This is a genomic window from Bradyrhizobium sp. WSM4874, from assembly GCF_055811835.1.
Genome location: NZ_JBVVPR010000022.1, coordinates 1 through 24,910, shown reverse-complemented (window position 1 = coordinate 24,910; position 24,910 = coordinate 1). Strand labels below are relative to the sequence as shown.

The following is a 24,910-nucleotide window of genomic DNA, read 5'->3' as shown; positions in this document are numbered from 1 at the left end:
TCATCCTCCCCGTCTCGGGTACACGGGTTCGCTCAGCCAGTCCGTCAGGTTCGAGGTCACCTCGTTCTGCTTGGCGCGCTGAAGCAGCATGTCGCGCTCCTTGCCGGGCGGCAGGCTGCGCGCGCGCTCGCGAGCGGTTTGGGCAAATGCTGCCAACCGCTCCTGGAGCGATTGGGTCTGTTTCCTGCGGTTGCGTTTCGCGGTCATTGTACCTTCACAAAGCCCTTCAGATGGAAGGAATTGGGATGGGAAGAATTGGCCCCGGCGGGAGGTCGGCGCCGGGGCCAGAGTTTCGTGCCGGTTGGGGCGGCCCACCCCGGCAGTGTTGGCAGCTTCGGCCGCAACCGCAGGTTCCGGCATTTCAATAAGTTAACGGTGCGTGATTTTGCCGGTGCGAAACAAAACGGCCGAGCAGCGACGGATGCGCGCATTCCCTTCGCGCGCCCACGCCGCTTCGACTGGGCCGGAACCGAAATGCTGCAGCGCCCGGTCGCGGCCATTCGCAGCAAAGCGCAGCGCGAAGGCATTTCGCTGAAGCCGGTCAACCGCTCGCCTTACAACAGGCGATCGAAAGCAGCAGCGAAGCGGCGTTGAGTGGGGCGCCCATCCCGGCGCGTGCTGCACGTTTGGTGTCGTCGGCTCCTATTCCGGCGGCACGCGGTATCGGAGATCCTGCTCTTCCCGGTTGTCGCGGAGGGCCTTGAGCTCCGAGCGCAACATCGCGCTTTCCATCACCACTCGGCGCACCTCGCGCGTGGCGTCATCAAGCTGATCCGCGACCGCTCTGCGCTGCGCCCTGAGGGCGCGGCTTGCTTCGATCGCGCGCTCAGCGCGGGCAAGCAGGACGTCGTTCATGAAACGACGATAGAAGATTCGGGACGAAACCGCCTTTACGTAAGTTACGTCAAATACTCAAAACCAGCCATCCGCTCAAAAAACATTCGCGAACGCTAACCTGGATCAAGTCTCCCGGAACCGCAGAGAAAACGCTTAGCCGCGTCGATAGAGTTGCAAATAGCTCGGCGAGAACAGCGCCGCGTCCTTGAGCGCATCGAGATCGGTGATGGTCAGCGTGCGATCGCGCAGCACGATCAGGCCGGAGGCACGCAACTCCTGAACCGTGCGGTTGAGATGGACCACCGACAGGCCGGTGGCGTCCGCAAGATCCATTTGCGTCACCGGCATCACGCAAGAATTGCCTTCGACCATGCCGACGGGACGTAGCCGCTCGATGATTTCGCAAAACAAATGGGCCACGCGCTCGAAGGCCACCCGGCGGCCGAGATTGATAGCCCATTCGCGCTGGATGGCACTGTTGACGAGAGTCTCGCACAAGAACGCTTCCGCCAGCGAGCGATCGGCAGCCACCAGACTCTCGAACCGCGCGCGCTTGATTTCGGTGTAGGCGACCGGCGTCATCGCCGCGATGGAATGATCCATCACGGGCAGCAGGAAGGCGTGCGCATCGCAACTCTCGCCAGGAAAAAGAAAATTGACGATCTGCCGCCGGCCGTCCTCCAGCGTCTTGTAGCGGCAGAGCCAGCCCGACAGCACGAGGCGGATGCTGTCGACCGGATCGCCCTCCGAGATCAGATCCTCGCCCGCCCCTGCGCGCTGGATTCCCTCGAGCATTGCGTATTCGAGCGAGGTGCGGGCCTCCGTCGACAAGGTTCTCAGCGCGTTCAGCCGGCGAATGACCGGGTCCACCTGGCTGCGATCTATCGTCGACAAGGGCATCAGTTGGCCACCGCCGGTGTATGGAACGCCCGCTTGCTGAGAGGAATGGCGATCGTGCATTCCAATCCCCTGGGATTGAACGCCATCGTGGTCTGCCCCTTGAACTCGAACGCGAGTGTGCGCTCAAGAAGCTCGGTCCCAAATCCTTTATGCGGCGGCGGCGCAACCGGCGGCCCACCGCGCTCCCGCCACTCGAACACCAGCTCCGCCGGGTTGGTGCCCTGCTCGAGGCGCCAGGAAATCTCGATGCGACCTGTCGGCCGGCTCAAGGCGCCGTATTTCAGCGCGTTGGTTGCGAGTTCGTGAATGGCAAGGGCAAAGGTTTCCGCGGCCTTCGACTGAAAACGCACGGTGGGGCCGCTGACACGTACCTGCTCTCCTTCCCTGGCATTATAGGCCAGCAGCTCCTCGACGGCGAGGTATTCGAGGTCTACGCCGCCCTCGGGATCGCGGGTCACCAGCGCCTGGGTTCGGGCGAATGCGTTGAGCCGGCCATCGAGATGGGAAGCAAACTCCTCGACCGTCGAACTGCTATCGGCCGTGCGACGGGCGATCGAGCGCACCACGCCCAGCGTGTTGCGGACCCGATGCTGGAGCTCGGCCAGCAGCAGGCGCTGCCGCTCCTCGGCGCGGGTAATCGCGGTGACGTCAACGAACGTGATCACAACCCCGGCGATGAAATTGTCGATGCTGCGATAAGGCAGGATGCGGACGATGTAGCGCGTGCCGCTGTCTGGATCCCTGAGCTCGCGCTCGGCGATGGCAAGCGTCCGCAGCACGCCGCGAATGTCGTCATAGAGCTCCTCGATCGGGATGCGCGCCTTGATGTGCGCGATGGGACGCCCCGTGTCGGTCTCGACGAGATGCAGAACCTGCGTGATCGCCGGCGTGAAGTTCATCACGCGCAAATCGTTATCGAGGAACACGGTCGCGATTTGGGTGCTCTCCAGGAAATTCTCGAGGTCGCTGGTGGCGCGCGTCAATTCCTGGACGCGGTGGGCCAGCTCGCCGTTCACGGTGGTCAGTTCCTCATTGACTGACTGCAATTCCTCGCGTGAAGTTTCGAGCTCCTCGTTTGCCGACTGAAGCTCTTCATTGAGCGACTGGTATTCCTCGTTGGAGGACTTCAGCTCCTCGTTGGTGCTTTCGAGCTCTTCGATGGTTGCCTGAAGGCGCTCCCGCGTCGCCCGCAGCTCGCCTTCGATACGTTCGACATGCTCGGTCTGCACCAGCGCGCTGGGCCTGCTCTCGCCGGCATCGGTGTTGCGCACCGGCCCATCCTTGAACAGAACGACGAAATTGCGGTGGTCGCTGCCGCCATCCTGGATCGGCTCAACCATGATGTCGACGAGAACACGATGGCCGTTGGCGCCGAGCTGCACCTGCTCGGTATGGGCGGGCTCGTTGGTCTCCGCTGCGCGGCTGAGCACCGTACGCAGGTCCAGGCGGAGATCGCGGTGGACGAGTTGAAGCAGATCGAGCGTGGCGGCGCCTGCCGTCGGCTCGATGTAGCGGCCGGTGCGCCCGGAGAAGTGCAGGACCTGAAAGTTGCCGTCAGTGATGACATAAGCGGGCGCGTAGCGCTCCGCGACCCGTTGCGCGCGGCGCTCCAGCCCGACGTCGGGGCGGAACGAGCGCAACGGCGGCACCTCGGCGGGCGCCCTGCCCGCGACGGTCGTGATCGGAAATTCCGGCGGCAGCCGCGTTCCGGTCTCGAGCTTCTTGAAGATGCGGGCGCGGCGATCGATCGGCGCAAACAGTTTTGGATGCCGCGTCACGTTCTCGGAATTGCCGAGGAACAGGTAACGATCCGGCAGAAGCGCGAAGTGGAAGAGCGGGATCACCCGGTTCTGCAATTCGGCATTGAGGTAGATCAGCAGATTGCGGCAGGAGACGAGATCGAGCTTCGAGAACGGTGCGTCCTTGGTCACGTTGTGCTGCGAGAAGATGCACATCTCGCGCAGCTCCTTGACCACGCAATAGGTATCGCCCTCGCGCACGAACCAGCGCGCCAGGCGCTCGCTGGTCATGTCCGTCTCGATCTTGGTGCGATAGCGGCCGACGCGCGCGGCCGCCAGCGCCCGTCCGTCGATGTCGGTCGCGAAGATCTGAACCTGCGGCACGGAGTCCATTTTGGCCATGTGCTCGCGCAGGAGGATACCGATCGAATAGGCCTCCTCTCCGGTGGCGCAGCCGAGCACCCAGACGCGAACCTGCTGGCCCGCGCTCTTGCCTTCGAACATCTTCGGGACGATCTGGCTCTCCAGCACCTCGAATTCGCGCTTATCGCGGAAGAATTCGGTGACGCCGATCAAGAGGTCGTTGAAAAGGTGCTGGGCCTCATCGTCGTCGTTGCGCAGGAAATCGACATAGGCGGAAATCTCGGCGATCTGAACCACCTGCATCCGCCGCTGCACGCGACGCAGGAAGGTGTTTTGCTTGTAGCCGTGGAAATCATTGCCGGTCTTGCTGCGCAGGATGTCGGCGATGCGCGACAGCGAGGTCGCGGCAGCGGCCAGCACCTCGTCGAACCCCTGCTTCTCTTCCAGCCGCCGCAGATGACGGGCATAGACCTGGATGTGCTCGGCGATCTCTTCCGGAGAGAGCACATAATCGGCGATCGCCGCCGGCGTGTTGGAGTCCTCGAGATGCTCAGCCTCGTCGCTCGCGCCCTTTTCGGCGATAGCGAGACCACCATGATCCTTCAGCGTCGCGGTGCCCAGCGTGCCGTGGCCACCGATGCCGGACAGGATCACGCCGATCGATTGCTCGGCGCGTTCTTCCGCCAGCGAGACCAGGAAGCTGTCGATTGTTGCCCGCTCGCCGGGCGCCTGCTCGGCCGCGCGGACGGCGAAGCGACCGCCCTGGATCGTCGTGATCTGCGCCGGCGGGCACAGATAGATCGTGCCGCCCTCGATGGTTTGCCCGTCGCTGATGTCGGCGATCTTGCCGCCGTTGGAGTTTTGCACGATCCGGCGCAGCCGCGGCTCGTCGAGCGCCTCGTGATGTTGCAGCGCCAGCACGACGGCCTGATCGGCGCCCACGGTCAGCTTGGAAAAGAACCGCTCGACGCTATCCAGTGCTGTCGGCGCGGCGCCCACCCCGATGACCAGCGGGGACCTGGTCTGGCGCTCTGTTTCGACCGATTGGTCGCCGATTTCATGCATGGTCTCGGTAGCTCTCATTCATTGGCGTGAAGCGGGACGCCCGCTCGCGGCAATATCAGAAATGATGTTATCCCAACAGGTGGAAGGCGGAAACGTCGCGCTGCGTTCCATACGGCGAACATCGGTGTCAATTGCCGACCAGAGATGTACGCGCCCGGCATGGAGCCAGGCGGCCTGCCAACGCCCCCTGGATCACTCCGGACCGACTTGCTGCCGGAGATAGCTAATCCGCTGCTCGATCAGGATGCGGTGGCGGAGCCATTCCGTCAGGGTCTGCTTCAGCACCTCGACCAGCTGCTCCGCCTGGCCGGCGTCGTGGCCACCGGCACTGAGTTCACGGATCCGCTCCTCCTGATCGCGGATGCGCTGGCAACCCTCCTCGATATCCCGATCGGCCTTGATCAGGTGGCGGCGCTCGGTGTCGAGCTGCTCGGTCCAATCGGCGAGGGAAATGGTCATGGCGACCCTCAAGCCTCCCGCTTGCGAGCCGGAGGATCGAGGGACTTTAGCACGACGCGCCGGATCATGTCGGCATATTCGCGATATTCGGCAGCCCGCGCCTGGTACATCTCGGCAACCGCAGGCCGGCCGTTGCGCCGGCCGTCGGCGGCCATTCGCTGCACCAGCTCAGCCCGCTCCTCGATAATGCGCAGTGCGACCCGCAGGGCTTCATCCACTTGCCCCTCCTGCTCTTTTGCGAGGATGTCGGCGGCGAAGGCGTGACCGACCTGACAGCGGAAGCGCATCGGGTGCGAGTCCTTCATCTCGGACAGCACGCCCCCGCAGGCCGGACAGGTCAGCGCAACCGGATCAGCCACCGAGAGCAGCTTGTCACTGCCGATCCGTTCGCCGGCCGCGATCTCGACCTCGAGCCGGATCTCCGGTGGGATCGGCAGCGCGGCGCCGGCAGCCTCCCTGGCGAGATCGGACAGCACATCGCCCATTCCGGCGCCGGGGACGCAAAGATCGATGATGGTCGCCTCAAGGGCGCTTCTTGGCATTTCATCGGCAATGGCGTCCGAGGGGTCCTGTACCACCGAAATTCCGCCGCAACGCTTGATGGCGTTGAGACCGGCCGAACCGTCGGACAACAGGCCGCTAAGGAGCACACCGATCACGCGCGGGCCGTAATTGATGGCGGCCGAGCGGAACAAGGCGTCGATGGCCGGCCGGACCATGTTCTCGCGCGGACCGCGCCCGAGGAACACGCGATCCTCGGACAGCAGCAGATGATGGTCCGGTGCGGCCAGATAAACCCGGCCGGGCTCGATCTTCATGCCGTTTTCGGCCTGCCGGACCGGCAGCGGGCCGGCACTGCTGGCGACCGTTGAGAGAATGCCGATCCCTTGCGCCGGGATGTGCAGCACGATGAACACCGCCGCGGGCAGATCGGGCGGAAGGCGGCCGAGGATCTGCTTCAGCGGCGCGGTCGCGCCGGCCGAGCCACCTATGACGATGATGTCGCGGTTGCTCATGGAACCCACTATCGGTTGTATTCGTTTGTACCAAGGCGGGTCACCGCCCTATGTTCCTACCGACCGCAAAGGAAGGCACGAGGCACCATGGCGATTTCGCCTGGATCGTCAGGTCCACAGTCGCCGCTCAGCGGGCGGCGCATCTTCATTGTCGAGGACGAATATTTTCTCGCCGATGACATTGGCAAGGCATGTCAGGCGCTCGGTGCAGAGGTCGCGGGGCCGGCCGGTGATCTCGACGACGCGCTCAGGATCCTGCGAGATGGCGGCATCCTGGATGCCGCCGTGCTCGACGTGAACATCCGAAGCGAGATGATCTTTCCTGTCGCACGCGAACTTAAGGCACGGAACATACCGTTCCTGTTCACGACCGGCTACGACAAGGTCACGATCAGTCCGGAATTCCACGACGTGCCGATCCTGGAGAAACCGATCGATCTGCCGGCGATGGCTCAGAGGCTGGCCGCGCTAATCGCCGATCCGCACGGTTGAGCCTGATAGCGATCAGAATAGATGCGCGAAAGCGAGCCAGGCGGTCACCGCCAGGCACAGGAGCACCGCAGCATAGGGCAATGCGATCCGCAATCAGCAGCCCTCCCGGCCGTCAGCCCATCATCATCCAGACGATCGCCGCCATCATCACCAGAAAGCCCGTGATCGCCGTTGCGACAAACGCCTGTTCGACGCGATCCATCGGCATCGCAGCCCCCTTTTTTCCAGCCCAACCAATTTGAAGGCTCGGGGAGCTTTGCGCATTAGGCTATGTGAATCGGCGTGCTCCTTTGTTGGTCCGCGGGAACGACCGCACCGCCCAGCAGAGATTGCGGGAGCATCGTTCTACGACTTCGCCGTGCCCGGCTCCGCCATCTTGCGATGCTGTTTTGCCAACATCTCGTTCGGCGTGACGTTGGCGATTGTGGTCTGAAGCTTGTTCTTCATTCCGGTCACGATGTCGGACTCGCCGCGCAACATGGCGTCGAAGCCGGCCTTCGCGACGTCGTAGGCACTGTCCTTCGGCTCCGTGCCGACCTTGGTGTCCATCATGTCGGCGCGGCGGAAGAACTCGGTTTCCGTGGCGCCCGGCATCAGGCAAGTGACGGTGACGCCGCTGTCGCGCAGCTCCTCGCGCAGTGCAAACGAGAATGAATCGAGAAACGCCTTGCTGGCGTTGTAGACCGCCTGAAAACTGCCCGGCGTGAATCCGGCGATCGAGCCCGTGATCAGGATACGGCCCGAATTGCGGCGAAGCATCTCGTTGCCGGCGCGATGGATCAGATACAGCGTGCCGGTGATGTTGGTATCGACGAGGTGCTTGATCCTGGCAAAATCCTGATCGAGGAAGGCCTTGCCGAGGCCGACACCGGCATTGGCCAGCAGCGCGTCCATCGGCCGGTCGCCGACCGCGGCGCAGAGCTTGTCGACGCCTTGGGTGGTGGCGAGATCAGCCTGCACCGCCTCGACGCTGGTGCCGAGCCTGCGGAGATCGACGGCCACCCTCTCGATCTCGGGCTCGTCCGCCGCGATGACAAGGTTGAAGCCTCCTTGGGCACAACATCTGGCGAGTTCCAGGCCGATGCCGGTGGAGGCGCCGGTGACGACGGCGAGTTGATTGGCGGCCATGAGCGTATCCTTCGCTTGTCCTTGAGTGGGATTGATGACGCTCCAATCACCGCAATGGCCGCTCGTTCCTATCGGGACACAGGCTGGTGCGGCGCAAAGATTTTGCACCGTGCGATAGCAACCATCGTTCGTTGTTCGACTTGGATGCCTCGTAGCTCGCGGGAGAACAGAGATGAAGGCGCTGGTCTGGCACGGCAAGGAAGACATACGCTGCGATACCGTCACCGATCCGGAGATTCAGGATCCGCGCGACGCGATCATCAAGGTCACGAGCTGCGCCATCTGCGGCTCGGACCTCCACCTCTTTCACAACTACATTCCGGGCATGCTGCCCGGCGACATCATGGGCCACGAGACCATGGGCGAAGTGGTCGAGGTCGGCTCCGGCGTCGACGGCAAGCTGAAGAAGGGCGACCGCGTCGTCGTGCCCTTCACGATCATTTGCGGCGAATGCGACCAGTGCAAGCGCGGCAATTTCTCAGTGTGCGAAACCACCAATCGCAAACGACATCTGGCAGACAAGGCGTTCGGACACACGACGGCCGGCCTGTTCGGCTACACCCATCTGACCGGCGGCTATCCCGGCGGCCAGGCCGAATATCTACGGGTGCCGTTCGCCGATGCCACCCACATCAAGGTGCCCGACGGCATTCCCGACGAGAAGCTGCTGTTTCTCAGCGACATCTTCCCGACCGGCTGGCAGGCCGCCGCGCAATGCGACATCGAGCCGACCGATACGGTCGCGATCTGGGGCTGCGGGCCCGTGGGGCAGATGGCGATCCGCAGCGCCATCCTGCTCGGCGCCAACCAGGTGATCGCGATCGACTGCCTTCCCGAACGGCTCAGCATGGCCGAAGCCGGCGGCGCCACCACCATTAATTTCGAAAACGAAAGCGTCCTGGAGCGGCTCGAGGAGCTCACCGACGGCAGAGGCCCCGAGAAATGTATCGATTGCGTCGGCATGGAGTCGCATGTGATGGCCTCCCTGCCCGACACGCTGCTCGATCGCGCCAAGCAGATGGTGATGGTGGAGAGCGACCGGCCGCATGTGCTGCGCGAGATGATCTATGTTTGCCGTCCCGGCGGCATCATCTCGGTGCCCGGCGTGTACAGCGGATTCTCCGACATGCTTCCGATGGGCGCCTTCATGAACAAGGGCCTGCAGATGCGCACCGGCCAGACCCACGTCAACCGCTGGACCGACGACCTGCTCCGCCGCACCGAGGAAGGCGAGATCGATCCGTCCTTCGTCATCACCCACACCGTCCCGCTCAGCCAAGGCCCCGAGATGTATCAGGTGTTTCGCGACAAGCGCGACTCCTGCGTCAAGGTCGTGCTGAAGCCCTGAGGAGTAAGTCCATGTTTCATTTTTCCAACATCGTTCGCACCAAGGGCGACCCGAAAATCGTCGAGGGCGGCCCGAGCCTGAAGCGGCCCGAAGACCAGCTCGCCCGTGCGCTCGGCTGGTTCAGCATCGGTCTCGGCGTCGTGGAATTCTTCGCCCCGCGGCGCGTCACGGAGACGCTGGGCATGGAAGGCCATGAGACGTTGGTTCGCACCTTCGGCGTGCGCGAGATTCTGGCCGGGATCATGACGCTCTCGGTCGAGAAGAACGCCGGCCTGTGGGCCCGCGTCGGCGGCGACGGCCTCGATGCCGCCGCGCTGCTCTCGGGGCTGACCGCGGACAATCCCAAAAAGGGCAATATCGCGCTGGCGCTGCTGATGGTCGGCGGCATCGCGATGCTCGACTACCGCGCCGCGCAGGATACCAAGCCGCAGCGGCCGCCGCGCGACGCACGGCGCAAGCTGTATCCGAACCGTAGCGGCTATCCCAAGGGCATCGAGAGCGCCCGAACCGCGGCCAAGCAGATCGCAGCGAACGCTACGGCGGGACGTACCTGAAGGCCACACGACGAGGTGATGCAAGACGAGGTGATGCAAGGCAATGAGCGAGGCGTCCCGTAACGAAGGTGCGTGGTGGGAATCCGCCGTCATCTACGAAATCGCACTGATCTCGTTCCAGGACTCGGACGGCGACGGCAAGGGCGACCTCGCCGGCCTGACCTCGCGGATCGACTATCCGAAATGGCTCGGCGTCGACGCGGTGTGGCTGACGCCGATCCACAAGAGCCCGTTCCGCGACCTCGGCTACGACATCTCCGACTACTGCTCCATTGACCCTGCGTTCGGCAACCTCGACGCGTTCGACCGCCTGCTCAAGGCCCTGCACACGGCGGGGATCCGCGTGATCCTCGATCTCGTGCCCAATCATACCGCGAACGACCACGCATGGTTCGTCGAGAGCAGCAGTTCACGGAACAGCGCGAAGGCCGATTGGTACTTCTGGGCCGACGCGGCCGAGAATGGCGGCCCGCCCAACAACTGGCTGAGCCGGTTTGGCGGCAGCGGCTGGGAATGGTGCGAGGCGCGGCGGCAATATTACTACCATTCCTTCTTGGTCGAGCAGCCCGATCTGAACTGGAGAAACCCGCAGCTGCGCGCTGCGATCGCCGATGTCATGCGCTTCTGGCTCGATCGCGGCGTCGACGGCTTCCGCGTCGACGCCAGCGCGGTGCTGATCAAGGACGCGCTGCTGCGCGACAATCCGCATAACCCGCAAGCGGAAGGCAAGCCGCCGCCGCAGCGCCAGACGCCCGTCTTTACCGACGACCGGCCGGAGACGATGGATTGCATCGAATTCATCCGCGAAGTGATCGACGGTTATCCCGGGCGGATGTTGTGCGGCGAAGTCCAGGGCAAGACCGACCGCATCGGCCACTTCTACGGCAACGACCGGCCGCGCCTGCATCTGCCGCTCAATTTCGCACTGCTCGACTCGCAATGGGACGCGCTGTCCCTGCAAGCGACGATCGACGCGTATTTCAACGCTATCCCGGATCATGCTTGGCCGGTCTGGGTGATCGGTGGCCATGACAAGCAGCGGATCGCGAGCAAGATTGGCGAGCCGCAGATGCGGGTGCTGGCGATGCTGCTGATGACGTTGCGGGGAACGCCGTTCTTCTTCATGGGCGACGAGATCGGCCGCAAGCGCGTTCCCATTCCGCCCGACCGCGTCCACGATCCCTTCGAGAAGCTCGTGCCGGGGTACGGCCTTTGTCGCGATCCCGAACGCGCGCCGATGCGATGGGATGACAGCAGCAACGGCGGCTTTACAACGGGCGATCCATGGCTGCCGCTGGAGCCTCCCGAAGGCGCGGCCAACGTGGCCGCGCAGCAGCGCGACGCGCGTTCGATCCTGGCGCTGTTTCGCGCGCTGATGACGCTGCGGCGTGAGCATGCCTGCCTGCGCCACGGCGGCTACGAGCCGCTACGCTCGCAGAACGACGTTCTTGCCTACAGGCGGACGGACGGCGGCAAGGAAATTCTGGTCGTGCTCAACATCGCCGCCGAGCCGCGGAAGTGGCATTGGCAAGGTCGCGGCCGCCTGCTGATGTCGACGCATCTCGACCTGCCGTCCGAGCCGTTGCCGGGCGCCTCAATCCTGCTCCGCGGCAATGAAGGCGTGATCATCGAACTCGAGCCAAGATGACCGCCGAGGAACCATCCGCGCGGCAGCGAGTCTCATTCAACGCTTCCGACGTCCCCCCTGCCGGAGGCTGAATAGACGAAACCGCGGCCCCGGCGCTCATCCCCCTTCAAGCGCCGGGGTAGCGGCGCGAGCGTGGAGGCAGACCATGAGCAAGACCAAGGGCCTCGGTCAGCGGATCGCTGGCAAGGCGAAACAGGCCGTCGGCGAGATCGTCGGCGATCAGGATCTCCATGAGGAAGGCAAGGAGCAGGCGGAGCGCGGCCGGGACGAACAGAGCAAGCCGAGCGAGCTCAATCCGTTGAAGAAACTCAATCAGCTGACGTGAACGCCGCCGCGCCGTCAGCCATTTCCAATTCGATTCGCACCGGTGATGAAGGCGCCTCACGGCGACGCTCGCGCTGGATCGCCGCTGCCGAACTCGGCCTGATCAGCAGCACCTTCTCGACCATCGTCAGCCAGCTCTCCGCCGCGCGCCTCGGACGCGATGCCGCCGTCGACTGGATGACCGTCGCCGCCATTCCCGCGCGCGATTGGGCGATCAGCGCAGAGCCGTCGTGGAGCGCGGTCCTTGCCGGGATCGCCTTCCATCAATGGGCGGACTTCTCCTGGGCGGTGGTGTTCTTCGGCGTGCTCGGGCGCTGGACCGCCGAGTTGCGGCCGCTCACGATCCTGCTGCTCGCACTGCCCTGGGCCGTGTTCTCGTCGAGCATGGAATGGTTCGTGCTGGTGCCGCTGTTTCCGTTCTGGCAGCCGCTGTTCACGCTGCAGCAGCCCTACTGGATCGGCCTGCTCGTTCACGCCTCCTCGGCAGTGATGTATCCCCTGTTCGCCCGGTTGCGCTGGAGGCGAGGCGCGGCACCCGCGCGCGATATTCGCTTCACCAATGCCTGGATCACCGGCGCGCTGGCTCTGATCGCGCTGCTCGGCGCGACCGCGTTGTTCGGCAGCCATGGGTACGAGCCGCCATGGATGGGCCGCGACAGGGACGCGGACCAGAGTTACATCCGTCATATGACCGCGCATCATGCCCAGGGCATCGAGCTGGCCCGGACCGCAACGGAGCGCGCGCAGGACCCGCATCTGCGAAAGCTGGCGATGCTGATGGTCGCAAGCCAGACCGGCGAGAACCGGATTTTCGAGACGTGGTGGTTGAGCTGGTTCGACACCGAGATGCCCGATTGCAGCTCGGACGAACGTGCCGCCATGCCGGGCTTCCTGACACAGGCCGAGATGCGACAGGTCAAAGCCGCGCCGGCGGATCAATTCGACACGCTGTTCGTCGAGACGATGAGCAGGCATCACGCCGGCGCCGTCAAGATGGCTGACCAGATGTGGCATAGCGGCGGCGATCTGCGCCTGCGTGTGATGGCCCACGCCATTCGCCACGAGCAGCAGGGCGAGATCGCGCTGATGCACGGCGCCAGCGGCATTGCCGCCGTCGCCACCGCCTTCCACAACATGCTCGGCGACAATTTCAATTGAGCGGATCGTCCCCTACTCGCGCCAGAACTGCGCCAATTCCTCGGCGGTCATCAGATCGACCTGGCCGTGAAAGCGGGTGCGGTACATCGTCATGAGCGCATCATGGCCGACGTCGGACGAGCTGCACAGCGCATCCTCGATGATGACGACCCGAAAGCCGAGATCGACAGCGCTCAGGACCGTCGAGAGCACGCAGACGTCCGTCTCCGCCCCGGTGATGACGACCGTGCCGACGTTCTTGTCGATCAGCAGGCCGGCGAGGCCGGGATTGCTGAACGCGGAATAGGCCGGCTTGTCGATGATGGCAGCCGGCGGAACGAAGCGGCTCAGGGCCGGCACGAGTTCAAGACCGGACGGCGGAAGCTGCTTGCGGGTCGCCTGTCGCCAGCGACGAAAATAGCTCTGCCACTGTCCGGGCCGATCCTCCGGGTTCTCCGGCGTGATGAATCGCGTGAAGATCGTTCTGGCCTGATGGCGCGAAACGATCGAGGCGATCGTCGGCAACACTCGCGCCATCCATGGCGTCTCCCAGAGACTGCCAGGAGCGAAGATGTTCTGCATGTCGATGCACAAGTGAACGGCGTCGCTGATGTCGGTCACTTCCGACGCGCTGTCTTTCATCGTTCTCCACCATCAGGAACATGGCCATGCGCCGGAGCCGGCATTTCCGCAGCGACCTCACCGAGTGCAATGCGATTCCGACGGCCATCGTTCCACGGTCATCCGCGCCGGAGGAAGTGCTTGCCGACGCAGACCAATCAAGAGAAGCCCGGCGTCGGTGGAATCGGCTTGCGCAGCTTCCCAACCAAGCGTAATTTTCAACTCTACGTAGCTCATTCGAAAGCATCTATCGGGTTCGGCCAAGCGGGAGACAGCAATGGCGGATGTCCCATGGCACCTTTCCGGTGACTATTTCGAGAATTGCAGTTGCAGCATCGTGTGTCCCTGCCTGGTGTCGGCGGCGCCCCCGTTGACCGCGCGACCGACCGAGGGCTTCTGCAACGTACCGCTGATCTTCCACATCGAGACCGGCCGCTACGGCGATATCGCGCTCGATGAGCTCAATGTGCTCGTCATCCTCCACGCACCTGGGGTCATGGCAGACGGAGACTGGTCGGTGGCCGTCTATATCGATCAGCGCGCCAACGATGACCAGACCGAGGCCCTGGCTGCAATCTTCACCGGCGGTGCCGGCGGTCCCATGGCCGCGTTCGCGCCGCTGATCAGCAAGAACCTTGGGGTGCGCAAGGTCCCGATCACGTTCCGGATCGACGGCAAGACGCGCTCCGCGGAAATACCCGGCATCCTGCACATGTCCGTCGATCCGCTACCGACCATGCATCCGAGCGGCGAGATGTGGGTGAACATCGGTCATCCGGTCAGCCCCGACGCCATGGTGATGGCCGTCGGCGCCGCCGGCAATACCTTTAGCGATCATGGCATGCGCTGGGATAATTCCGGCAGGAACGGCCTGTATGCACCGATCCGCTGGTCGAACCAGGCGTGATGTAAACTCCCGATACCGGCTGTATCGGCGCTGGCAACATCGATCGTACAACATCGATCGCAAATGACGGACAGCCCCCTGGAAGCCGTGCTGCGGCGCGATCGCTGCATCGTCGGCGGTGCGATCGTCCTCATTGTCGCGCTGGCATGGAGCTATGTGCTCTGGCTTGCCAACGACATGGACATGGGCGGCATGGACATGACCGAGTTCCGCATGATCCCAGCCGGGACCGGAATCATGCTGCCGGCCAACGAGCCGTGGCGAACGATCGAGTTCGCCTATGTGTTCCTGATGTGGGCGGTGATGATGGTTGGAATGATGGCTCCCTCTGCCGCGCCGATGATCCTGATGTACGCCCGCGTAGGCCGACAGGGCAAAGCGCAAGGCAAGCCATTCGCCGCGACCGGCTGGTTTGCTGCCGGTTATCTTTTCGCCTGGTGCGGCTTTTCGCTGGCAGCCACTTTGCTCCAATGGGCGATCGAGCGGGCCGCCCTGCTGAATTCCCGGATGGCGATCGCGAGCAACCTGCTCGGCGCCATCGTGCTGATCGCGGCGGGCGTCTATCAATGGACACGGCTGAAAGACGTCTGTCTTGCCCAATGTCAGTCGCCGTTTCTATTCCTGATGCGCCACGGCGGCTTTCGCAGCGACGTGCGAGGCTGCGTCCTGCTGGGCTTTCGGCACGGAGGCTATTGTGTCGGCTGCTGCTGGGTTTTGATGGCGCTGTTGTTCGTGGGTGGTGTGATGAACGTGCTCTGGATCGCGCTTCTGTCGCTGCTTGTACTTTTGGAGAAAGTCACACCGGTGGGACGCTGGATCGCGCGGGCTGCCGGCATCGCCTATGTGGCCACTGGCGCCTGGCTCCTGCTGACCTTGCCGCGGTGATTGCGGCGGCGGCCGATCACGCCGACGGAGTGAACCCTCGGCCGCGAGATCGAACATCGGAGACTGGTGGAGGCCCAATTCCAGGGTTCGCAGTGCGAACACTGAGGGCACTGCGGACCGCGAAAAGATCCTTCGCGTGTCTGTTTGCTTGGTGCGCTCGGAGGGACTCGAACCCCCACGATTTTACTCACTGCCACCTCAAGGCAGCGCGTCTACCAATTCCGCCACGAGCGCTTTTGGGGATGCCGGCTTGAGGCTTGAAGGCCAACCGGATCAACGGCGCCGATCTAACAAATCCATCAGAGGGGTACAAGCCTCCAAAAGCCCTGAATTCCACAAGCTTGGCAGGAAAGTTCCGGCTCTTCGCGCCGGGATCGGCCTTTTCCGCCTGCCTAGGCCGCTACACGTGCCCGGGCCGCTACCGCGTGCCCAGGCCGCTACCGCGTGCCCGGGATGCGTGGCAGCATCTGCTTGACCTCGACCGCGATCCGGTTGCGGTCGACCAGCACGACGCCGGAGGCGACCGGCAAATTATTGGCCAAAACCTTGACCTCGTCGGCCTCGGTTGCGTCCAGCTCGATGATGGCGCCGCGGGAAAGACGTAATACCTGATGGATCGGCATGGTGGTCGTCCCGAGGACGACCATGAGATCCACGGTGACTTTGTCGAGAGTAGGCACTGCAGCACCACCGCAACTTGGGACTAGGACTAGGGACTTGGTATTTGCGCCTGCGATCATCACCCGGTTATGGTTAGCCAATGGTTAATTCACCCCAAAACCCCCGCCAAGAGCTCGATTTGACGTCGTTTTCCGCCTCCTCCGGCGAGCCCGTGGAGTGGCGGATTTCGGACGCGCCCGTGCCCTATCCGGAGGCCGTGACCGAAATGGAGGCGCGCGTCGCGGCGATCGCCGCCGGTGAAGCCCCGGAGCTGGTCTGGCTGCTGGAGCACCCCCCGCTCTACACGTCCGGTACCTCCGGCAAGGAATCCGACCTGCTCGATGCCCGATTCCCGACCTTTGCCACCGGGCGCGGCGGCCAGCTCACCTATCACGGGCCCGGCCAGCGCGTGGCCTATGTCATGCTCGACCTCAAGCGCCGCCGGCCGGATGTCCGGGCCTATGTCGCGAGCCTGGAGGAGCTGATTCTGCGGACACTCGCTGCCTTCAACATCCGTGGCGAACGGCGCGAGGACCGGGTCGGCGTCTGGGTCAAGCGGCCCGACAAGGGACCCGAGCACGAGGACAAGATCGCGGCGATCGGCGTCCGGCTGAAGCGCTGGGTCTCGTTCCACGGCATCGCCATCAATGTCGAGCCAGAGCTGTCGCATTTCGCCGGCATCGTGCCCTGCGGCGTCGCCGATCCCCGCTACGGCGTCACCTCGCTGGTCGATCTCGGCCAGCTCGCGACGATGGCCGATGTCGACGTCGCGCTCCGGCAAGCCTTCGAGGAGCTGTTCGGGCCGACCCGGGTGCTGATGCCCGAAGCAGCGGCCTAACTTCCGGTCTCCCTCATTCTCCGCAAACCCGGAATCAGCTACGCTCGATTTCGGTGTCGCCCACGCCTCCCCCCTCCGCCGGGAAAGTACATTCATGCCGGGCGAATTGATCATCGGACCGACTGTTCGAGCGCCAGGCATTAGGAGGGGTTGCGTTTCAGCTCGCAATGGGAGGTTTTTGCGATGAGACTGTCTGCACCCATCTATCATCTGAAGCGAAGAGCGAAGCGCCTGTCCCGCGAGGAAGGCATCCCGCTGCACGATGCGCTCGACCGCATCGCCGCGACGGAAGGCTTTTCCGCCTGGAGCATGCTCGCGGCGAAAGCGGCCGCAGCGACGCCGGCCAACAGGCTCTTCCCGCAATTCCGACCGGGCGACCTGGTGCTGGTCGGCGCGCGCCCCGGCCAGGGCAAGACGCTGATGAGCCTCGAGCTTGCCGTGGAGGCGATGCGGTCGGGCCACCGCGCGGCGTTCTTCTCGCTCGAGTACACCGAGAAAGACGTCTTCGATCGCTTTCGGGCGATCCGCGTGGACCTCGCGCAATTCGACAAACTCTTCGAGGTCGACTGCTCCGACGCCATCAGTGCCGACTACGTCGTCAAGCAGATGGCCGCAGCACCGCGCGGCACGGTCGTGGTGATCGACTATCTGCAACTGCTCGACCAGCGGCGGGAAAACCCCGACCTCACCGTTCAGGTGCGCGCGTTGAAATCATTCGCGCGCGACAAGGGATTGATCGTCGTCTTTATCTCGCAGATCGACCGCTCCTATGATCCCTCGCTCAAGCCCTGCCCTGACCTGGACGATGTCAGGCTGCCAAACCCGCTCGACCTGAAGCTGTTCGACAAGACCTGTTTCCTGAACAAGGACGAAGTTCAGTTTCGCATAGCGAGCTGACGATCAGGAGGCCCAACCGGTTCAGGCCGCGGGTGCGGTTGTTCACCCGCGGCCTCGCTCCTCATGCCTTCTCCGGCGAAACCTCGAGCTTGCCGGCGATGTAGCGCCGTTCCTGGGTCATGCCGCCAAAGCCATAGGCGTCGCCCTTGACCTCGTCGACATGCAGATAGGTCTCGTGATGCAGCGGGCCCAGGATCCCGGCCATGCGCTGGAACATCGCGGCGAGGTAGGTGGCCTTCTCGTCCTTGGTGTTGGTGCCTTCGCTGACGTGGATGTCGATCCAGTAGCTCGCCAGCTTTTGCTCCGCGAGCGACTTGCCGCCGGCGAACCAGTCGCCCGCCTCCACTGACTTCACGATGATGGCGGTGACCTCCGGATCCTTGTGCAGGATTTTTGCGGTAAGCTCGGACACGGCGCTCGCGATGTCGGCTTTCAGCGAAGGCGACTGGCGGGAGGTGGTGTAGGACACGGTGATCAGCGGCATGGTCGTTCTCCTCGGATGTCGCGCAAGTGTTGCGCGGGGTTGGGGAGAAGCTAGACCCGCCCTCCACATTTTGGTATCTTATCTCTGTTGATACCAGTGATAAGATATCATAATGACAGCAACGCTCGACATCGCCACGGTCCAAGCCTTCCTGCTGGTCGCCGACCTCCAGAGCTTTACGCGGACCGCCGAAGCGCTCGGCACGACGCAGGCAGCGGTCAGTCTGAAGCTGCAACGGCTGGAGACGCTGCTCGGCAAGCGCCTCGTCGAGCGCTCGCCGCGCGCAGTCCGGCTCACGGCAGACGGCGCGACTTTCCTCGAGCGCGCCCGCGCCCTGATCGCGGCACATGACCTCGCGCTGTCGGGCGAGGCGTCAGTCGCGCAGTCGCTCTCGCTTGGCATCTCCGATCACGCCGCAGGCCCCGAACTGGTACCCCTGCTCGAACGCCTGCATGCGATGTCGTCGAACTTCACGCTCGCCGTCGCCATCGGTTTCTCGCGCGAGATGCAGGAGGCCTATGATTCGGGCCAACTGGATGCGGTGATCGTGCGCCAGGAAGGCAGCCGCCGCGGCGGCGAGACGCTGGCCGAGGACGAGTTCGGCTGGTTCGCATCACGACGCTTTGCCGTGCCGAAGGGCGAACAGTTGCCGCTCGCGACGCTCGCCCCACCCTGCGGCGTTCGCGCCATCGCCGTGCGCGCGCTCGACAAGGCCGGCCTCAAATGGCGTGAGCGCTTCGTCGGCGGCGGCGTCACTGCCGTGGTGGCAGCCGCGCTCGCCGGACTTGCAATCGCGCCGCTGGCGCGACGGATCGCGCCTCCCGGGCTGGTCGACATTGGGCCGACGCACAAGCTGCCGAAACTCGGCAGCTCGAAGGTGATGTTGCATTCGAAGGTCAGCGATCCCGCCAAGCTGGCGGCATTGCGCGCGGTGGCGGCGACGTTTCGGAGCGTGGCGGCGGTCTGACGCCGCACGGCCTTACAAGATCGCCTCGAACGCGCTTCGCAGCGTCTCGTGGCGAAACACAAAACCGCGGCTTAACGCCTTGTTCGGCAGCACGCGCTGGCCGCCGAGCAGGAGTTCGTCGGCGAAGCCGCCGCCGATCCGGCGCAGCAGCCCGCCGGGAATGCGAAACACGGCGGGCCGATGCAGACGGCGGCCTAGCTCCTCGCTGAACTTTGCGTTGGTGACGGGGATCGGCGCGGTGGCATTGACGGGACCCGTCAGATCAGGCGTCGCCATCACATAGGCGATCAGCCGGATCAGATCGTCGCGCTCGATCCAGGACATCCACTGCCGCCCGGTGCCGATGGGACCGCCGAGCCCGAACTCGAACGGCGTCAGCATGCGCGTGACGAAGCCGCCTTCGGTGCCGAGCACGAGGCCGATGCGCAAATTGACCACGCGGACGCCGAGCTCCTCCGCCGGTCGCGCCGCCGCCTCCCAGGCCGCGCACAGCTCGTGGCTGAAGCAGGCGTGCGACTTCGCCGATTCCGTCAGCACCTGGTCGGCCCACAGGCCATACCAGCCGATCGCAGAGCCGCTGACGAGCACCTCGGGCTTGCGCTCCAGCCGCGCGATCAATCTTACGATCTCGCCTGTCATGTCGATGCGCGACCCGAGGATCTTCGCGCGCTTCGCCTCGGTCCACAGGCCGTTGCCGATCGGCTCGCCGGCGAGATTGACGATGGCATCGATAGGCGTGTCCGAGGCGAGCTGATCGAGGCTGGTGATCAGCGTGACCGGCGGCGGCAGCATATCGGCCTTCGCGGGATTGCGGATCAGCGCAATCACCTGATGCCCTGCTCCGCTGAGGCTCGCTGCGAGGCGGCTGCCGATGAAGCCGGTGGCGCCTGATATCAGCACGGTCTTGCGGCCGGAGAGCTTTTCGACGAGCCCATGCGCGGGAACGCTTCGCATGCGGCCGAGCCGGCGCATCGCCGCGAAATCCCTGAGCCCGCAGAGCGCCGCACCAACCGCACAGGCCATCGCGGCAATGCTGAGCAGGCCCTGATACACGACCGTCACGCCGACGGGCTGCATGGCCCAGTCGATCAGCACCGGCAGCAGCAGCACCAGGATGGCGCCGTAATTGATCGCGAGCAGCGTGTGATTGATCCGCTCGCTCGGCGGCAGTTTTCGGCTGAGATCCTCCTCGACGAAATCCATCAGCGTGATGACGATCTCGGCAACCAGCACCGCGACGACCAGCAGCGCCAGCACGCCATAGACTTCGAGCCAGCCGAGCACGAGGAACAGCAGCGCATAAAGCATGTTGCGGATGCCGTGCAGCTTCAGCTCAAAACGCTGTGACGGACGCCAGGCCAGCCGTTCGGTGAATTCGTGGTGATAGAAGGTGTCGAACACGCCCATCACGATCTGGATGGCGATGAGCGTCCACATGAGCTGTGTCATGACACGGCCTCCCTAAACATGGCGGACTGGTGGATCAGCGCGCCGTAACGCGGATGAACGACATCGAGGGTGAAGCGGAAGGCGCCCTCGCCGAGATCGCTGTGCGTCACCGTGAGTTCGCCCGGCGTCAGCCATCGCGGCAGCGGAATCCACAGACGTCCAAACTGGAGCCCATAACCGGCGCTGCGAAACGTCAGCGCCTGGTCCTCGACTGCGATGCGGAGCGCCATCGAAACGCCGAAGCCGACATATTCCTCGAGCCCGGTCGGACCGGCAAAGCGTTTGGCGGAATGGATCACTTGCGGAAAGCCGCGCTTGCGCGCGCAGATGCGGGTCCAAGTCTGGCCGCCGCCCCCGGCGTCTTCGGTCACCGTGACGACGATGGGGACGCCGGTGTCGCGGCCGGTCGGCAACGGACCGCCGATCAGGCGCGCGGCTTGGGCGAACCACCAGCCGATGCCGCTGAAGCCGATCTCATCGACCACGCCGACATAGACGATGCTGTCGCCGTCGGCGACACGTTTCGAAAAGCGTCGCCAGGTCGCCAGCGGCAGCCGGCCCCAATCCTCGTCCGACAGCAGCGCGCGGAAGCGGCGATCGTCGAGCAGTTTCGTGTGAGCGAAGGTCGATGCGTTGGAGCCTGATAATCTTGCCGACGTCATCGCACCCTCCTCAAACCTATTTGGCCTTCCCCAGCGGCAGCAGATTGGCGATCTTCTCGCCAAGCCGCATCAAGGCGACCAGCCGCGGCCGCGGCACCTTCAGCATTTGCATGAACCAGTGGTCGGCGAGCTCGGTGAAGGCGAGCATCTCCTTCAGCCGTTTGCTCGCGACCGGATTGATGGTCGGATCGTCGGCGGCATCGGACACGCAGGCCCTGAGCGCTGTGATCGCCGGATCAAGCTCCCGCTCCTTGCGCCGCGCCGCGATCCTGGCAGCGACTTCCCAGATGTCGGTCTCGGCCTCGTAATGGTCACGGCGATCACCGAGAATCGGGACGCGCCGGATCAAGTTCCAGGCGAGCAGTTCCTTGAGCGAGTTGGAGACGTTGGAGCGGGCCATACCGAGGGTGTCGGCGATGTCCTCGGCCGTCATCGGCGCCTCGGCCAGATAGAGCAGCCCGTGGATCTGGCTCACCGAGCGATTGACGCCCCATTGGTCCCCCATGTCGCCCCAATGCAGGATGAAGCGCTCGACGGCGGCTGGGAGTTTCTTTCTTCCGGTTATTTCTGTCATAACAGAAATATCTGACGAATAGGATCGGCTGTCAAGAGCATCCCCTGGCTTGCGCCCTGCATACGGGCTCGCAATATTGCCTAAAAAGGTTCCAAGCTCGGGGAACAATCCGCCACCTGCGGCGTTTGCCCCCGTTAAGGCAGGGTCCGGGAATGGTCGAGAAGTTCAGTCAGCAGAGAGACTTGTTCGAGAGTGAACGCAGTTTCCGCCTGTTGGTTGAAGGGGTCGCGGACTACGCGCTCTACATGCTCGACCCCACCGGGATCATCACCAGCTGGAACATCGGCGGCGAGCGCATCAAGGGCTATTCGCCCGGGGAGATCCTCGGCCAGCACTTTTCCCGTTTCTACACCGAGACCGACCGCGCCAACGGTAAGCCCGCCCGTGCGCTCGGGATCGCGCGGGACAAGGGCCGTTACGAGGAGGAAGGCTGGCGCGTCCGCAAGGACGGCACCTTCTTCTGGGCGAGCGTCGTGATCGATCCGATCTACGAGGACGGCAAGCTGGTCGGCTTCGCCAAGATCACGCGCGACATCACCGAGCGCCGCAATACCCAGATCAAGCTCGAGGCGATGCAGAAGCAGCTCGCCGAATCCCAGAAATTCGATGCGCTCGGCCAGCTCACCGGCGGGGTCGCCCACGACTTCAACAACCTCCTGATGATCATCAGCGGCAGCCTCCACATGCTGAAACGAGGGGCCGACGACGAAGCCAAGCTTCAGCGCGCGATCTCGGCGATCGAGACCGCCGCCAGGCGCGGCGCGGCGCTGACCAACCAGCTCCTCACCTTCGCACGGCGGCAGAGCGTCAATCCGCAGGCGATCGACTTCGCCGACCGCATCGCGGCGATCCGCGAGGTGCTCGACGCCGGCGTCGGCAGCTCCGTGCGCCTGGCTTTCGACGTCAGCAGCGACGTCTGGCCGATCAGGACCGACGTCTCCGAGCTCGAGACCGCGCTGCTCAACCTCGTCATCAATGCCCGCGACGCGATGCCCGACGGAGGCACGGTGACGATCGCAGCGCGCAATCTCGTGCTCGACGAGGACCCCCTCGTGGGCGAATTCATCGCGATCGACGTCACCGATACCGGCCTCGGCATTCCCTCCGACGTTCTCGACAAGATCTTCGAGCCGTTCTTCACGACCAAGCCGATCGGAAAAGGCACCGGCCTCGGTCTCTCCCAGGTGCACGGCTTCGCCCATCAGGCCGGCGGCACGGTCCGGGTCGCGAGCGCGCTCGGCAAAGGCACGACCTTCACCATCCTCCTGCCGCGCGGCGAAGACGCACCGTCGCGCGATGCGGCGGCAGAACCGGCGTTTCAAGGCAGCGGCACTGTGCTGCTGGTCGAGGACAATCCGGACGTCGCCGCCGTCAGCATCGGTCTTCTGGAGCAGCTCGGCTATCACGTGCGCCGGGTCGCGGACGCCGAAGCCGCCTTGAGCGAGATCGAGAAGAACGGCGTCGACTTCGTGTTCTCGGATATCGTCATGCCGGGCAAGATGGACGGGCTCAGCCTCGCCCATCACCTCCGCCAGATCCGCCCCGGCCTGCCGATCCTGCTCGCCACCGGCTACAGCGAAGTCGCCGCAGGCGTGCGCGGCGACTTCCCGATCCTGCGCAAGCCCTACGAGATCCACGAATTGAGCGAAGCGATCGCCAAGCTGCCGCGGTGATTCTTTAGCTACACCGTCGGCAACACCGAAAACGCCTCGCCTGCCCGGCGCAAGTTCAGCTCATCGACGTCGGCCGTCTCGCTGGTGACGCTGTCGACGCGCGAGGACGGCGGCCCGTGGCGGCACAGCGCAACCATGTCGGCGACGTGCTTTGGCGGCCCTGCGAACAGCGCTTCGACGCTGCCGTCGCGGCGGTTGCGGACCCAGCCCTCGAGACCGCACGTCGTCGCCTGATGCTCGAGCCAGGCCCGATAGCCGACGCCCTGCACGCGCCCGCGGATCATCACCTGGAGGATCGCCCGGCTCATTGTTTCAGTCCGAGGACATCGGCGCTGCGCGCCTTGACGTCGGCCTCCCGCGTGACGCGGCTGATCAAGTCCGATGACGGAAGGCCTTTGAGATTCTTCGGCGCAGTGCCGTCGCGCAGCGCCTTCTGCGTCTCGTAGACGGCCTGCGTTGCGGCCGCGATCGGCGCATGGCCCTGAAGCGCGATGCGAACGCGCCAGCCAGCGAGATCATCGAGCACGTTCAACTCCTCCGGCGCGCCGCCGAGCACGATCGGCAGGCGCGTGGCGGATGTGATCGCCTCGAGCTCGGCGCGCGACTTGATGCCGGTGAAGAACAGTGCATCGACACCGGCATCCTCATAGGCCCTGGCGCGGCGGATCGCATCCTCGATCGAGGTGATCGAGGCCGCACCGGTGCGGCCCATGATGACGAGCGAGGGGTCGCCGCGGCCGTCGAGTGCCGCCTTCATCTTGCCGACGCCCTCCTCCAGCGAGATCAGCTGCGTCTTCGCTGCGCCGAAGCCAGCCGGCAGCAGCGTGTCCTCAATGGTAAGGCCGGCGGCGCCCGCCGTCTCCAGCTCCTGCACCGTGCGGCGCACGTTGAGCGCATTGCCATAGCCGTGATCGGCATCGACCAGCACCGGAAGTGCTGCCGCACGCGACATCCGCCGCATCTGCTCGGCAAGCTCGGTGAGCGTGATCAGCGTGATGTCGGGGTCGCCGAGCACCGCGAGCGAAGCCACCGAGCCGCCGAACATGCCGAGCGGGAAACCGAGATCCTCGGCGATGCGGATCGAGATGGCGTCGTAGACCGAGCCGGGATGGACGCAAGTCCCGCCCGACAGGATCGATCGCAGTTTTTCGCGGCGGGAACGAAAGGCCATGGTGATGTCTCGGTTAGTTCGAATTGCGTCCCGCCGTCGTCCTGGCGAAAGCCAGGACCCATTACCCCAGGGAGTAGTTGTTGACGGCGATGGTGGCCGTCATTCTCTGTCG

Annotated in this window: 28 protein-coding genes and 1 tRNA gene; 13 read left to right on the top strand and 16 right to left on the bottom strand. The window is 64.4% G+C overall.

Going from position 1 to position 24,910, the window contains the following annotated elements; genetic code table 11:
• A complete protein-coding gene (locus tag AC0L3P_RS22265; RefSeq protein ID WP_018455208.1) occupies positions 1-207 on the bottom strand; it encodes a hypothetical protein in 207 nt (68 codons plus the stop codon).
• 168 nt (positions 208-375) lie between these two features.
• Here AC0L3P_RS22265 and AC0L3P_RS22260 point away from each other — a divergent pair, with 168 nt between their 5' ends.
• Positions 376-594, top strand: coding sequence for a hypothetical protein (locus AC0L3P_RS22260; RefSeq protein ID WP_473305020.1), 219 nt, complete (start codon positions 376-378; stop codon positions 592-594).
• Between the two features lie 48 nt (positions 595-642).
• On the opposite strand, the gene AC0L3P_RS22255 is transcribed toward AC0L3P_RS22260, so the two are convergent.
• The 5 genes from AC0L3P_RS22255 to AC0L3P_RS22235 form a co-directional block, all read right to left on the bottom strand.
• Positions 643-855: a hypothetical protein gene (locus AC0L3P_RS22255; protein WP_473305018.1), complete on the bottom strand. Its 213-nt coding sequence runs from the start codon at positions 853-855 to the stop codon at positions 643-645.
• A 135-nt stretch (positions 856-990) separates the two neighbouring features.
• Complete coding sequence (locus AC0L3P_RS22250) at positions 991-1,737, bottom strand: Crp/Fnr family transcriptional regulator (protein ID WP_354209367.1); 747 nt, start codon at positions 1,735-1,737, stop codon at positions 991-993.
• On the bottom strand, positions 1,737-4,904 hold the full coding sequence (locus AC0L3P_RS22245; RefSeq protein ID WP_275167989.1) for a CheR family methyltransferase: 3,168 nt from the start codon (positions 4,902-4,904) through the stop codon (positions 1,737-1,739). The genes AC0L3P_RS22250 and AC0L3P_RS22245 overlap by 1 nt, the downstream gene beginning before the upstream one ends.
• Before the next feature lie 192 nt (positions 4,905-5,096).
• Complete coding sequence (locus AC0L3P_RS22240; protein WP_275167990.1) at positions 5,097-5,363, bottom strand: hypothetical protein; 267 nt, start codon at positions 5,361-5,363, stop codon at positions 5,097-5,099.
• 8 nt (positions 5,364-5,371) lie between these two features.
• Positions 5,372-6,379, bottom strand: a complete 1,008-nt coding sequence (locus AC0L3P_RS22235; RefSeq protein WP_473305013.1) for a chemotaxis protein CheB — start codon at positions 6,377-6,379, stop codon at positions 5,372-5,374.
• An 87-nt stretch (positions 6,380-6,466) separates the two neighbouring features.
• Between AC0L3P_RS22235 and AC0L3P_RS22230 the strand changes: the two genes are divergently transcribed.
• Positions 6,467-6,871, top strand: coding sequence for a response regulator (locus AC0L3P_RS22230; RefSeq protein WP_275167992.1), 405 nt, complete (start codon positions 6,467-6,469; stop codon positions 6,869-6,871).
• Between the two features lie 345 nt (positions 6,872-7,216).
• Here the strand turns inward: AC0L3P_RS22230 and AC0L3P_RS22225 are convergent, their stop codons facing one another.
• Entirely contained in the window at positions 7,217-7,999 is a 783-nt protein-coding gene (locus AC0L3P_RS22225) for an SDR family NAD(P)-dependent oxidoreductase (RefSeq protein ID WP_275167993.1), read from the bottom strand.
• Positions 8,000-8,171: 172 nt separating this feature from the next.
• On the opposite strand from AC0L3P_RS22225, the gene AC0L3P_RS22220 reads away from it, so the two are divergent.
• The 5 genes from AC0L3P_RS22220 (at position 8,172) to AC0L3P_RS22200 (ending at position 13,031) form a co-directional block, all read left to right on the top strand.
• Positions 8,172-9,347 (top strand): zinc-dependent alcohol dehydrogenase, encoded by a 1,176-nt coding sequence (locus AC0L3P_RS22220; RefSeq protein WP_473305006.1) that lies wholly within the window; start codon positions 8,172-8,174, stop codon positions 9,345-9,347.
• 11 nt (positions 9,348-9,358) lie between these two features.
• Positions 9,359-9,901 (top strand): hypothetical protein, encoded by a 543-nt coding sequence (locus AC0L3P_RS22215; RefSeq protein ID WP_275167995.1) that lies wholly within the window; start codon positions 9,359-9,361, stop codon positions 9,899-9,901.
• 43 nt (positions 9,902-9,944) lie between these two features.
• Positions 9,945-11,549, top strand: coding sequence for an alpha-amylase family glycosyl hydrolase (locus AC0L3P_RS22210; RefSeq protein WP_275167996.1), 1,605 nt, complete (start codon positions 9,945-9,947; stop codon positions 11,547-11,549).
• Positions 11,550-11,694: 145 nt separating this feature from the next.
• Complete coding sequence (locus tag AC0L3P_RS22205) at positions 11,695-11,874, top strand: CsbD family protein (protein WP_007603181.1); 180 nt, start codon at positions 11,695-11,697, stop codon at positions 11,872-11,874.
• Positions 11,871-13,031 carry a DUF305 domain-containing protein gene (locus AC0L3P_RS22200; protein ID WP_275167997.1) on the top strand — a complete coding sequence of 387 codons (1,161 nt, stop codon included), beginning with the start codon at positions 11,871-11,873 and terminating at the stop codon, positions 13,029-13,031. Before AC0L3P_RS22205 ends, AC0L3P_RS22200 begins: the two co-directional genes overlap by 4 nt.
• Positions 13,032-13,043: 12 nt before the next feature.
• Here the strand turns inward: AC0L3P_RS22200 and AC0L3P_RS22195 are convergent, their stop codons facing one another.
• On the bottom strand, positions 13,044-13,652 hold the full coding sequence (locus tag AC0L3P_RS22195; RefSeq protein WP_275167998.1) for a cysteine hydrolase family protein: 609 nt from the start codon (positions 13,650-13,652) through the stop codon (positions 13,044-13,046).
• A 256-nt stretch (positions 13,653-13,908) separates the two neighbouring features.
• Between AC0L3P_RS22195 and AC0L3P_RS22190 the strand changes: the two genes are divergently transcribed.
• Positions 13,909-14,538, top strand: coding sequence for a DUF1326 domain-containing protein (locus AC0L3P_RS22190; protein ID WP_275167999.1), 630 nt, complete (start codon positions 13,909-13,911; stop codon positions 14,536-14,538).
• Positions 14,539-14,601: 63 nt separating this feature from the next.
• Positions 14,602-15,423, top strand: a complete 822-nt coding sequence (locus tag AC0L3P_RS22185) for a DUF2182 domain-containing protein (protein WP_275168000.1) — start codon at positions 14,602-14,604, stop codon at positions 15,421-15,423.
• Between the two features lie 149 nt (positions 15,424-15,572).
• Here the strand turns inward: AC0L3P_RS22185 and AC0L3P_RS22180 are convergent.
• Together AC0L3P_RS22180 and AC0L3P_RS22175 are read right to left on the bottom strand one after the other, a co-directional pair.
• Positions 15,573-15,657: transfer RNA gene (locus tag AC0L3P_RS22180), tRNA-Leu, on the bottom strand.
• 203 nt (positions 15,658-15,860) lie between these two features.
• The gene (locus AC0L3P_RS22175; protein ID WP_007603171.1) at positions 15,861-16,103 is read right to left on the bottom strand and encodes a FliM/FliN family flagellar motor switch protein; all 243 of its coding nucleotides are present in this window, start codon (positions 16,101-16,103) and stop codon (positions 15,861-15,863) included.
• A gap of 80 nt (positions 16,104-16,183) precedes the next feature.
• Between AC0L3P_RS22175 and lipB the strand changes: the two genes are divergently transcribed.
• Both lipB and AC0L3P_RS22165 read left to right on the top strand, forming a co-directional pair.
• On the top strand, positions 16,184-16,921 hold the full coding sequence (gene lipB, locus AC0L3P_RS22170; RefSeq protein WP_275168001.1) for a lipoyl(octanoyl) transferase LipB: 738 nt from the start codon (positions 16,184-16,186) through the stop codon (positions 16,919-16,921).
• 183 nt (positions 16,922-17,104) lie between these two features.
• Positions 17,105-17,818 carry a DNA helicase gene (locus AC0L3P_RS22165; protein WP_275168002.1) on the top strand — a complete coding sequence of 238 codons (714 nt, stop codon included), beginning with the start codon at positions 17,105-17,107 and terminating at the stop codon, positions 17,816-17,818.
• A gap of 61 nt (positions 17,819-17,879) precedes the next feature.
• Here AC0L3P_RS22165 and AC0L3P_RS22160 read toward each other — a convergent pair whose 3' ends face one another.
• A complete protein-coding gene (locus AC0L3P_RS22160; RefSeq protein WP_275168003.1) occupies positions 17,880-18,302 on the bottom strand; it encodes a tautomerase family protein in 423 nt (140 codons plus the stop codon).
• Between the two features lie 112 nt (positions 18,303-18,414).
• On the opposite strand from AC0L3P_RS22160, the gene AC0L3P_RS22155 reads away from it, so the two are divergent.
• The gene (locus AC0L3P_RS22155; protein ID WP_275168004.1) at positions 18,415-19,269 is read left to right on the top strand and encodes a LysR family transcriptional regulator; all 855 of its coding nucleotides are present in this window, start codon (positions 18,415-18,417) and stop codon (positions 19,267-19,269) included.
• A 12-nt stretch (positions 19,270-19,281) separates the two neighbouring features.
• On the opposite strand, the gene AC0L3P_RS22150 is transcribed toward AC0L3P_RS22155, so the two are convergent.
• From AC0L3P_RS22150 to AC0L3P_RS22140, 3 genes are read right to left on the bottom strand one after another with little or no spacing between them, the layout of a single operon-like run.
• Positions 19,282-20,718: a TIGR01777 family oxidoreductase gene (locus AC0L3P_RS22150; RefSeq protein ID WP_473304998.1), complete on the bottom strand. Its 1,437-nt coding sequence runs from the start codon at positions 20,716-20,718 to the stop codon at positions 19,282-19,284.
• Positions 20,715-21,380 (bottom strand): DUF4166 domain-containing protein, encoded by a 666-nt coding sequence (locus AC0L3P_RS22145; RefSeq protein WP_275168006.1) that lies wholly within the window; start codon positions 21,378-21,380, stop codon positions 20,715-20,717. The genes AC0L3P_RS22150 and AC0L3P_RS22145 overlap by 4 nt, the downstream gene beginning before the upstream one ends.
• A gap of 16 nt (positions 21,381-21,396) precedes the next feature.
• Positions 21,397-21,954: a GbsR/MarR family transcriptional regulator gene (locus tag AC0L3P_RS22140; RefSeq protein WP_275168401.1), complete on the bottom strand. Its 558-nt coding sequence runs from the start codon at positions 21,952-21,954 to the stop codon at positions 21,397-21,399.
• A 152-nt stretch (positions 21,955-22,106) separates the two neighbouring features.
• Between AC0L3P_RS22140 and AC0L3P_RS22135 the strand changes: the two genes are divergently transcribed.
• Entirely contained in the window at positions 22,107-23,627 is a 1,521-nt protein-coding gene (locus tag AC0L3P_RS22135; protein WP_275168007.1) for a PAS domain-containing sensor histidine kinase, read from the top strand.
• Positions 23,628-23,635: 8 nt separating this feature from the next.
• Here the strand turns inward: AC0L3P_RS22135 and AC0L3P_RS22130 are convergent, their stop codons facing one another.
• A complete protein-coding gene (locus AC0L3P_RS22130) occupies positions 23,636-23,935 on the bottom strand; it encodes an acylphosphatase (protein ID WP_027518495.1) in 300 nt (99 codons plus the stop codon).
• The gene (locus AC0L3P_RS22125; protein WP_275168008.1) at positions 23,932-24,798 is read right to left on the bottom strand and encodes an isocitrate lyase/PEP mutase family protein; all 867 of its coding nucleotides are present in this window, start codon (positions 24,796-24,798) and stop codon (positions 23,932-23,934) included. The genes AC0L3P_RS22130 and AC0L3P_RS22125 overlap by 4 nt, the downstream gene beginning before the upstream one ends.
• Between the last annotated feature and the right edge of the window lie 112 nt (positions 24,799-24,910).

Excerpts from the sequence above, each read along its gene's own strand:
- AC0L3P_RS22255 (WP_473305018.1), bottom strand. The coding sequence starts at position 855 with ATGAACGACGTCCTGCTTGCCCGCGCTGAGCGCGCGATCGAAGCAAGC.
- AC0L3P_RS22225 (WP_275167993.1), bottom strand. The coding sequence starts at position 7,999 with ATGGCCGCCAATCAACTCGCCGTCGTCACCGGCGCCTCCACCGGCATC.
- AC0L3P_RS22210 (WP_275167996.1), top strand. The coding sequence starts at position 9,945 with ATGAGCGAGGCGTCCCGTAACGAAGGTGCGTGGTGGGAATCCGCCGTC.
- AC0L3P_RS22190 (WP_275167999.1), top strand. The coding sequence starts at position 13,909 with ATGGCGGATGTCCCATGGCACCTTTCCGGTGACTATTTCGAGAATTGC.
- AC0L3P_RS22145 (WP_275168006.1), bottom strand. The coding sequence starts at position 21,380 with ATGACGTCGGCAAGATTATCAGGCTCCAACGCATCGACCTTCGCTCAC.
- AC0L3P_RS22125 (WP_275168008.1), bottom strand. The coding sequence starts at position 24,798 with ATGGCCTTTCGTTCCCGCCGCGAAAAACTGCGATCGATCCTGTCGGGC.
- AC0L3P_RS22240 (WP_275167990.1), bottom strand. The coding sequence starts at position 5,363 with ATGACCATTTCCCTCGCCGATTGGACCGAGCAGCTCGACACCGAGCGC.
- AC0L3P_RS22205 (WP_007603181.1), top strand. The coding sequence starts at position 11,695 with ATGAGCAAGACCAAGGGCCTCGGTCAGCGGATCGCTGGCAAGGCGAAA.
- AC0L3P_RS22215 (WP_275167995.1), top strand. The coding sequence starts at position 9,359 with ATGTTTCATTTTTCCAACATCGTTCGCACCAAGGGCGACCCGAAAATC.
- AC0L3P_RS22140 (WP_275168401.1), bottom strand. The coding sequence starts at position 21,954 with ATGACAGAAATAACCGGAAGAAAGAAACTCCCAGCCGCCGTCGAGCGC.
- AC0L3P_RS22230 (WP_275167992.1), top strand. The coding sequence starts at position 6,467 with ATGGCGATTTCGCCTGGATCGTCAGGTCCACAGTCGCCGCTCAGCGGG.
- AC0L3P_RS22235 (WP_473305013.1), bottom strand. The coding sequence starts at position 6,379 with ATGAGCAACCGCGACATCATCGTCATAGGTGGCTCGGCCGGCGCGACC.
- AC0L3P_RS22155 (WP_275168004.1), top strand. The coding sequence starts at position 18,415 with ATGACAGCAACGCTCGACATCGCCACGGTCCAAGCCTTCCTGCTGGTC.
- AC0L3P_RS22160 (WP_275168003.1), bottom strand. The coding sequence starts at position 18,302 with ATGCCGCTGATCACCGTGTCCTACACCACCTCCCGCCAGTCGCCTTCG.
- AC0L3P_RS22265 (WP_018455208.1), bottom strand. The coding sequence starts at position 207 with ATGACCGCGAAACGCAACCGCAGGAAACAGACCCAATCGCTCCAGGAG.
- lipB (WP_275168001.1), top strand. The coding sequence starts at position 16,184 with ATGGTTAATTCACCCCAAAACCCCCGCCAAGAGCTCGATTTGACGTCG.
- AC0L3P_RS22245 (WP_275167989.1), bottom strand. The coding sequence starts at position 4,904 with ATGCATGAAATCGGCGACCAATCGGTCGAAACAGAGCGCCAGACCAGG.
- AC0L3P_RS22150 (WP_473304998.1), bottom strand. The coding sequence starts at position 20,718 with ATGACACAGCTCATGTGGACGCTCATCGCCATCCAGATCGTGATGGGC.
- AC0L3P_RS22130 (WP_027518495.1), bottom strand. The coding sequence starts at position 23,935 with ATGAGCCGGGCGATCCTCCAGGTGATGATCCGCGGGCGCGTGCAGGGC.
- AC0L3P_RS22165 (WP_275168002.1), top strand. The coding sequence starts at position 17,105 with ATGAGACTGTCTGCACCCATCTATCATCTGAAGCGAAGAGCGAAGCGC.
- AC0L3P_RS22220 (WP_473305006.1), top strand. The coding sequence starts at position 8,172 with ATGAAGGCGCTGGTCTGGCACGGCAAGGAAGACATACGCTGCGATACC.
- AC0L3P_RS22185 (WP_275168000.1), top strand. The coding sequence starts at position 14,602 with ATGACGGACAGCCCCCTGGAAGCCGTGCTGCGGCGCGATCGCTGCATC.
- AC0L3P_RS22250 (WP_354209367.1), bottom strand. The coding sequence starts at position 1,737 with ATGCCCTTGTCGACGATAGATCGCAGCCAGGTGGACCCGGTCATTCGC.
- AC0L3P_RS22195 (WP_275167998.1), bottom strand. The coding sequence starts at position 13,652 with ATGAAAGACAGCGCGTCGGAAGTGACCGACATCAGCGACGCCGTTCAC.
- AC0L3P_RS22135 (WP_275168007.1), top strand. The coding sequence starts at position 22,107 with ATGGTCGAGAAGTTCAGTCAGCAGAGAGACTTGTTCGAGAGTGAACGC.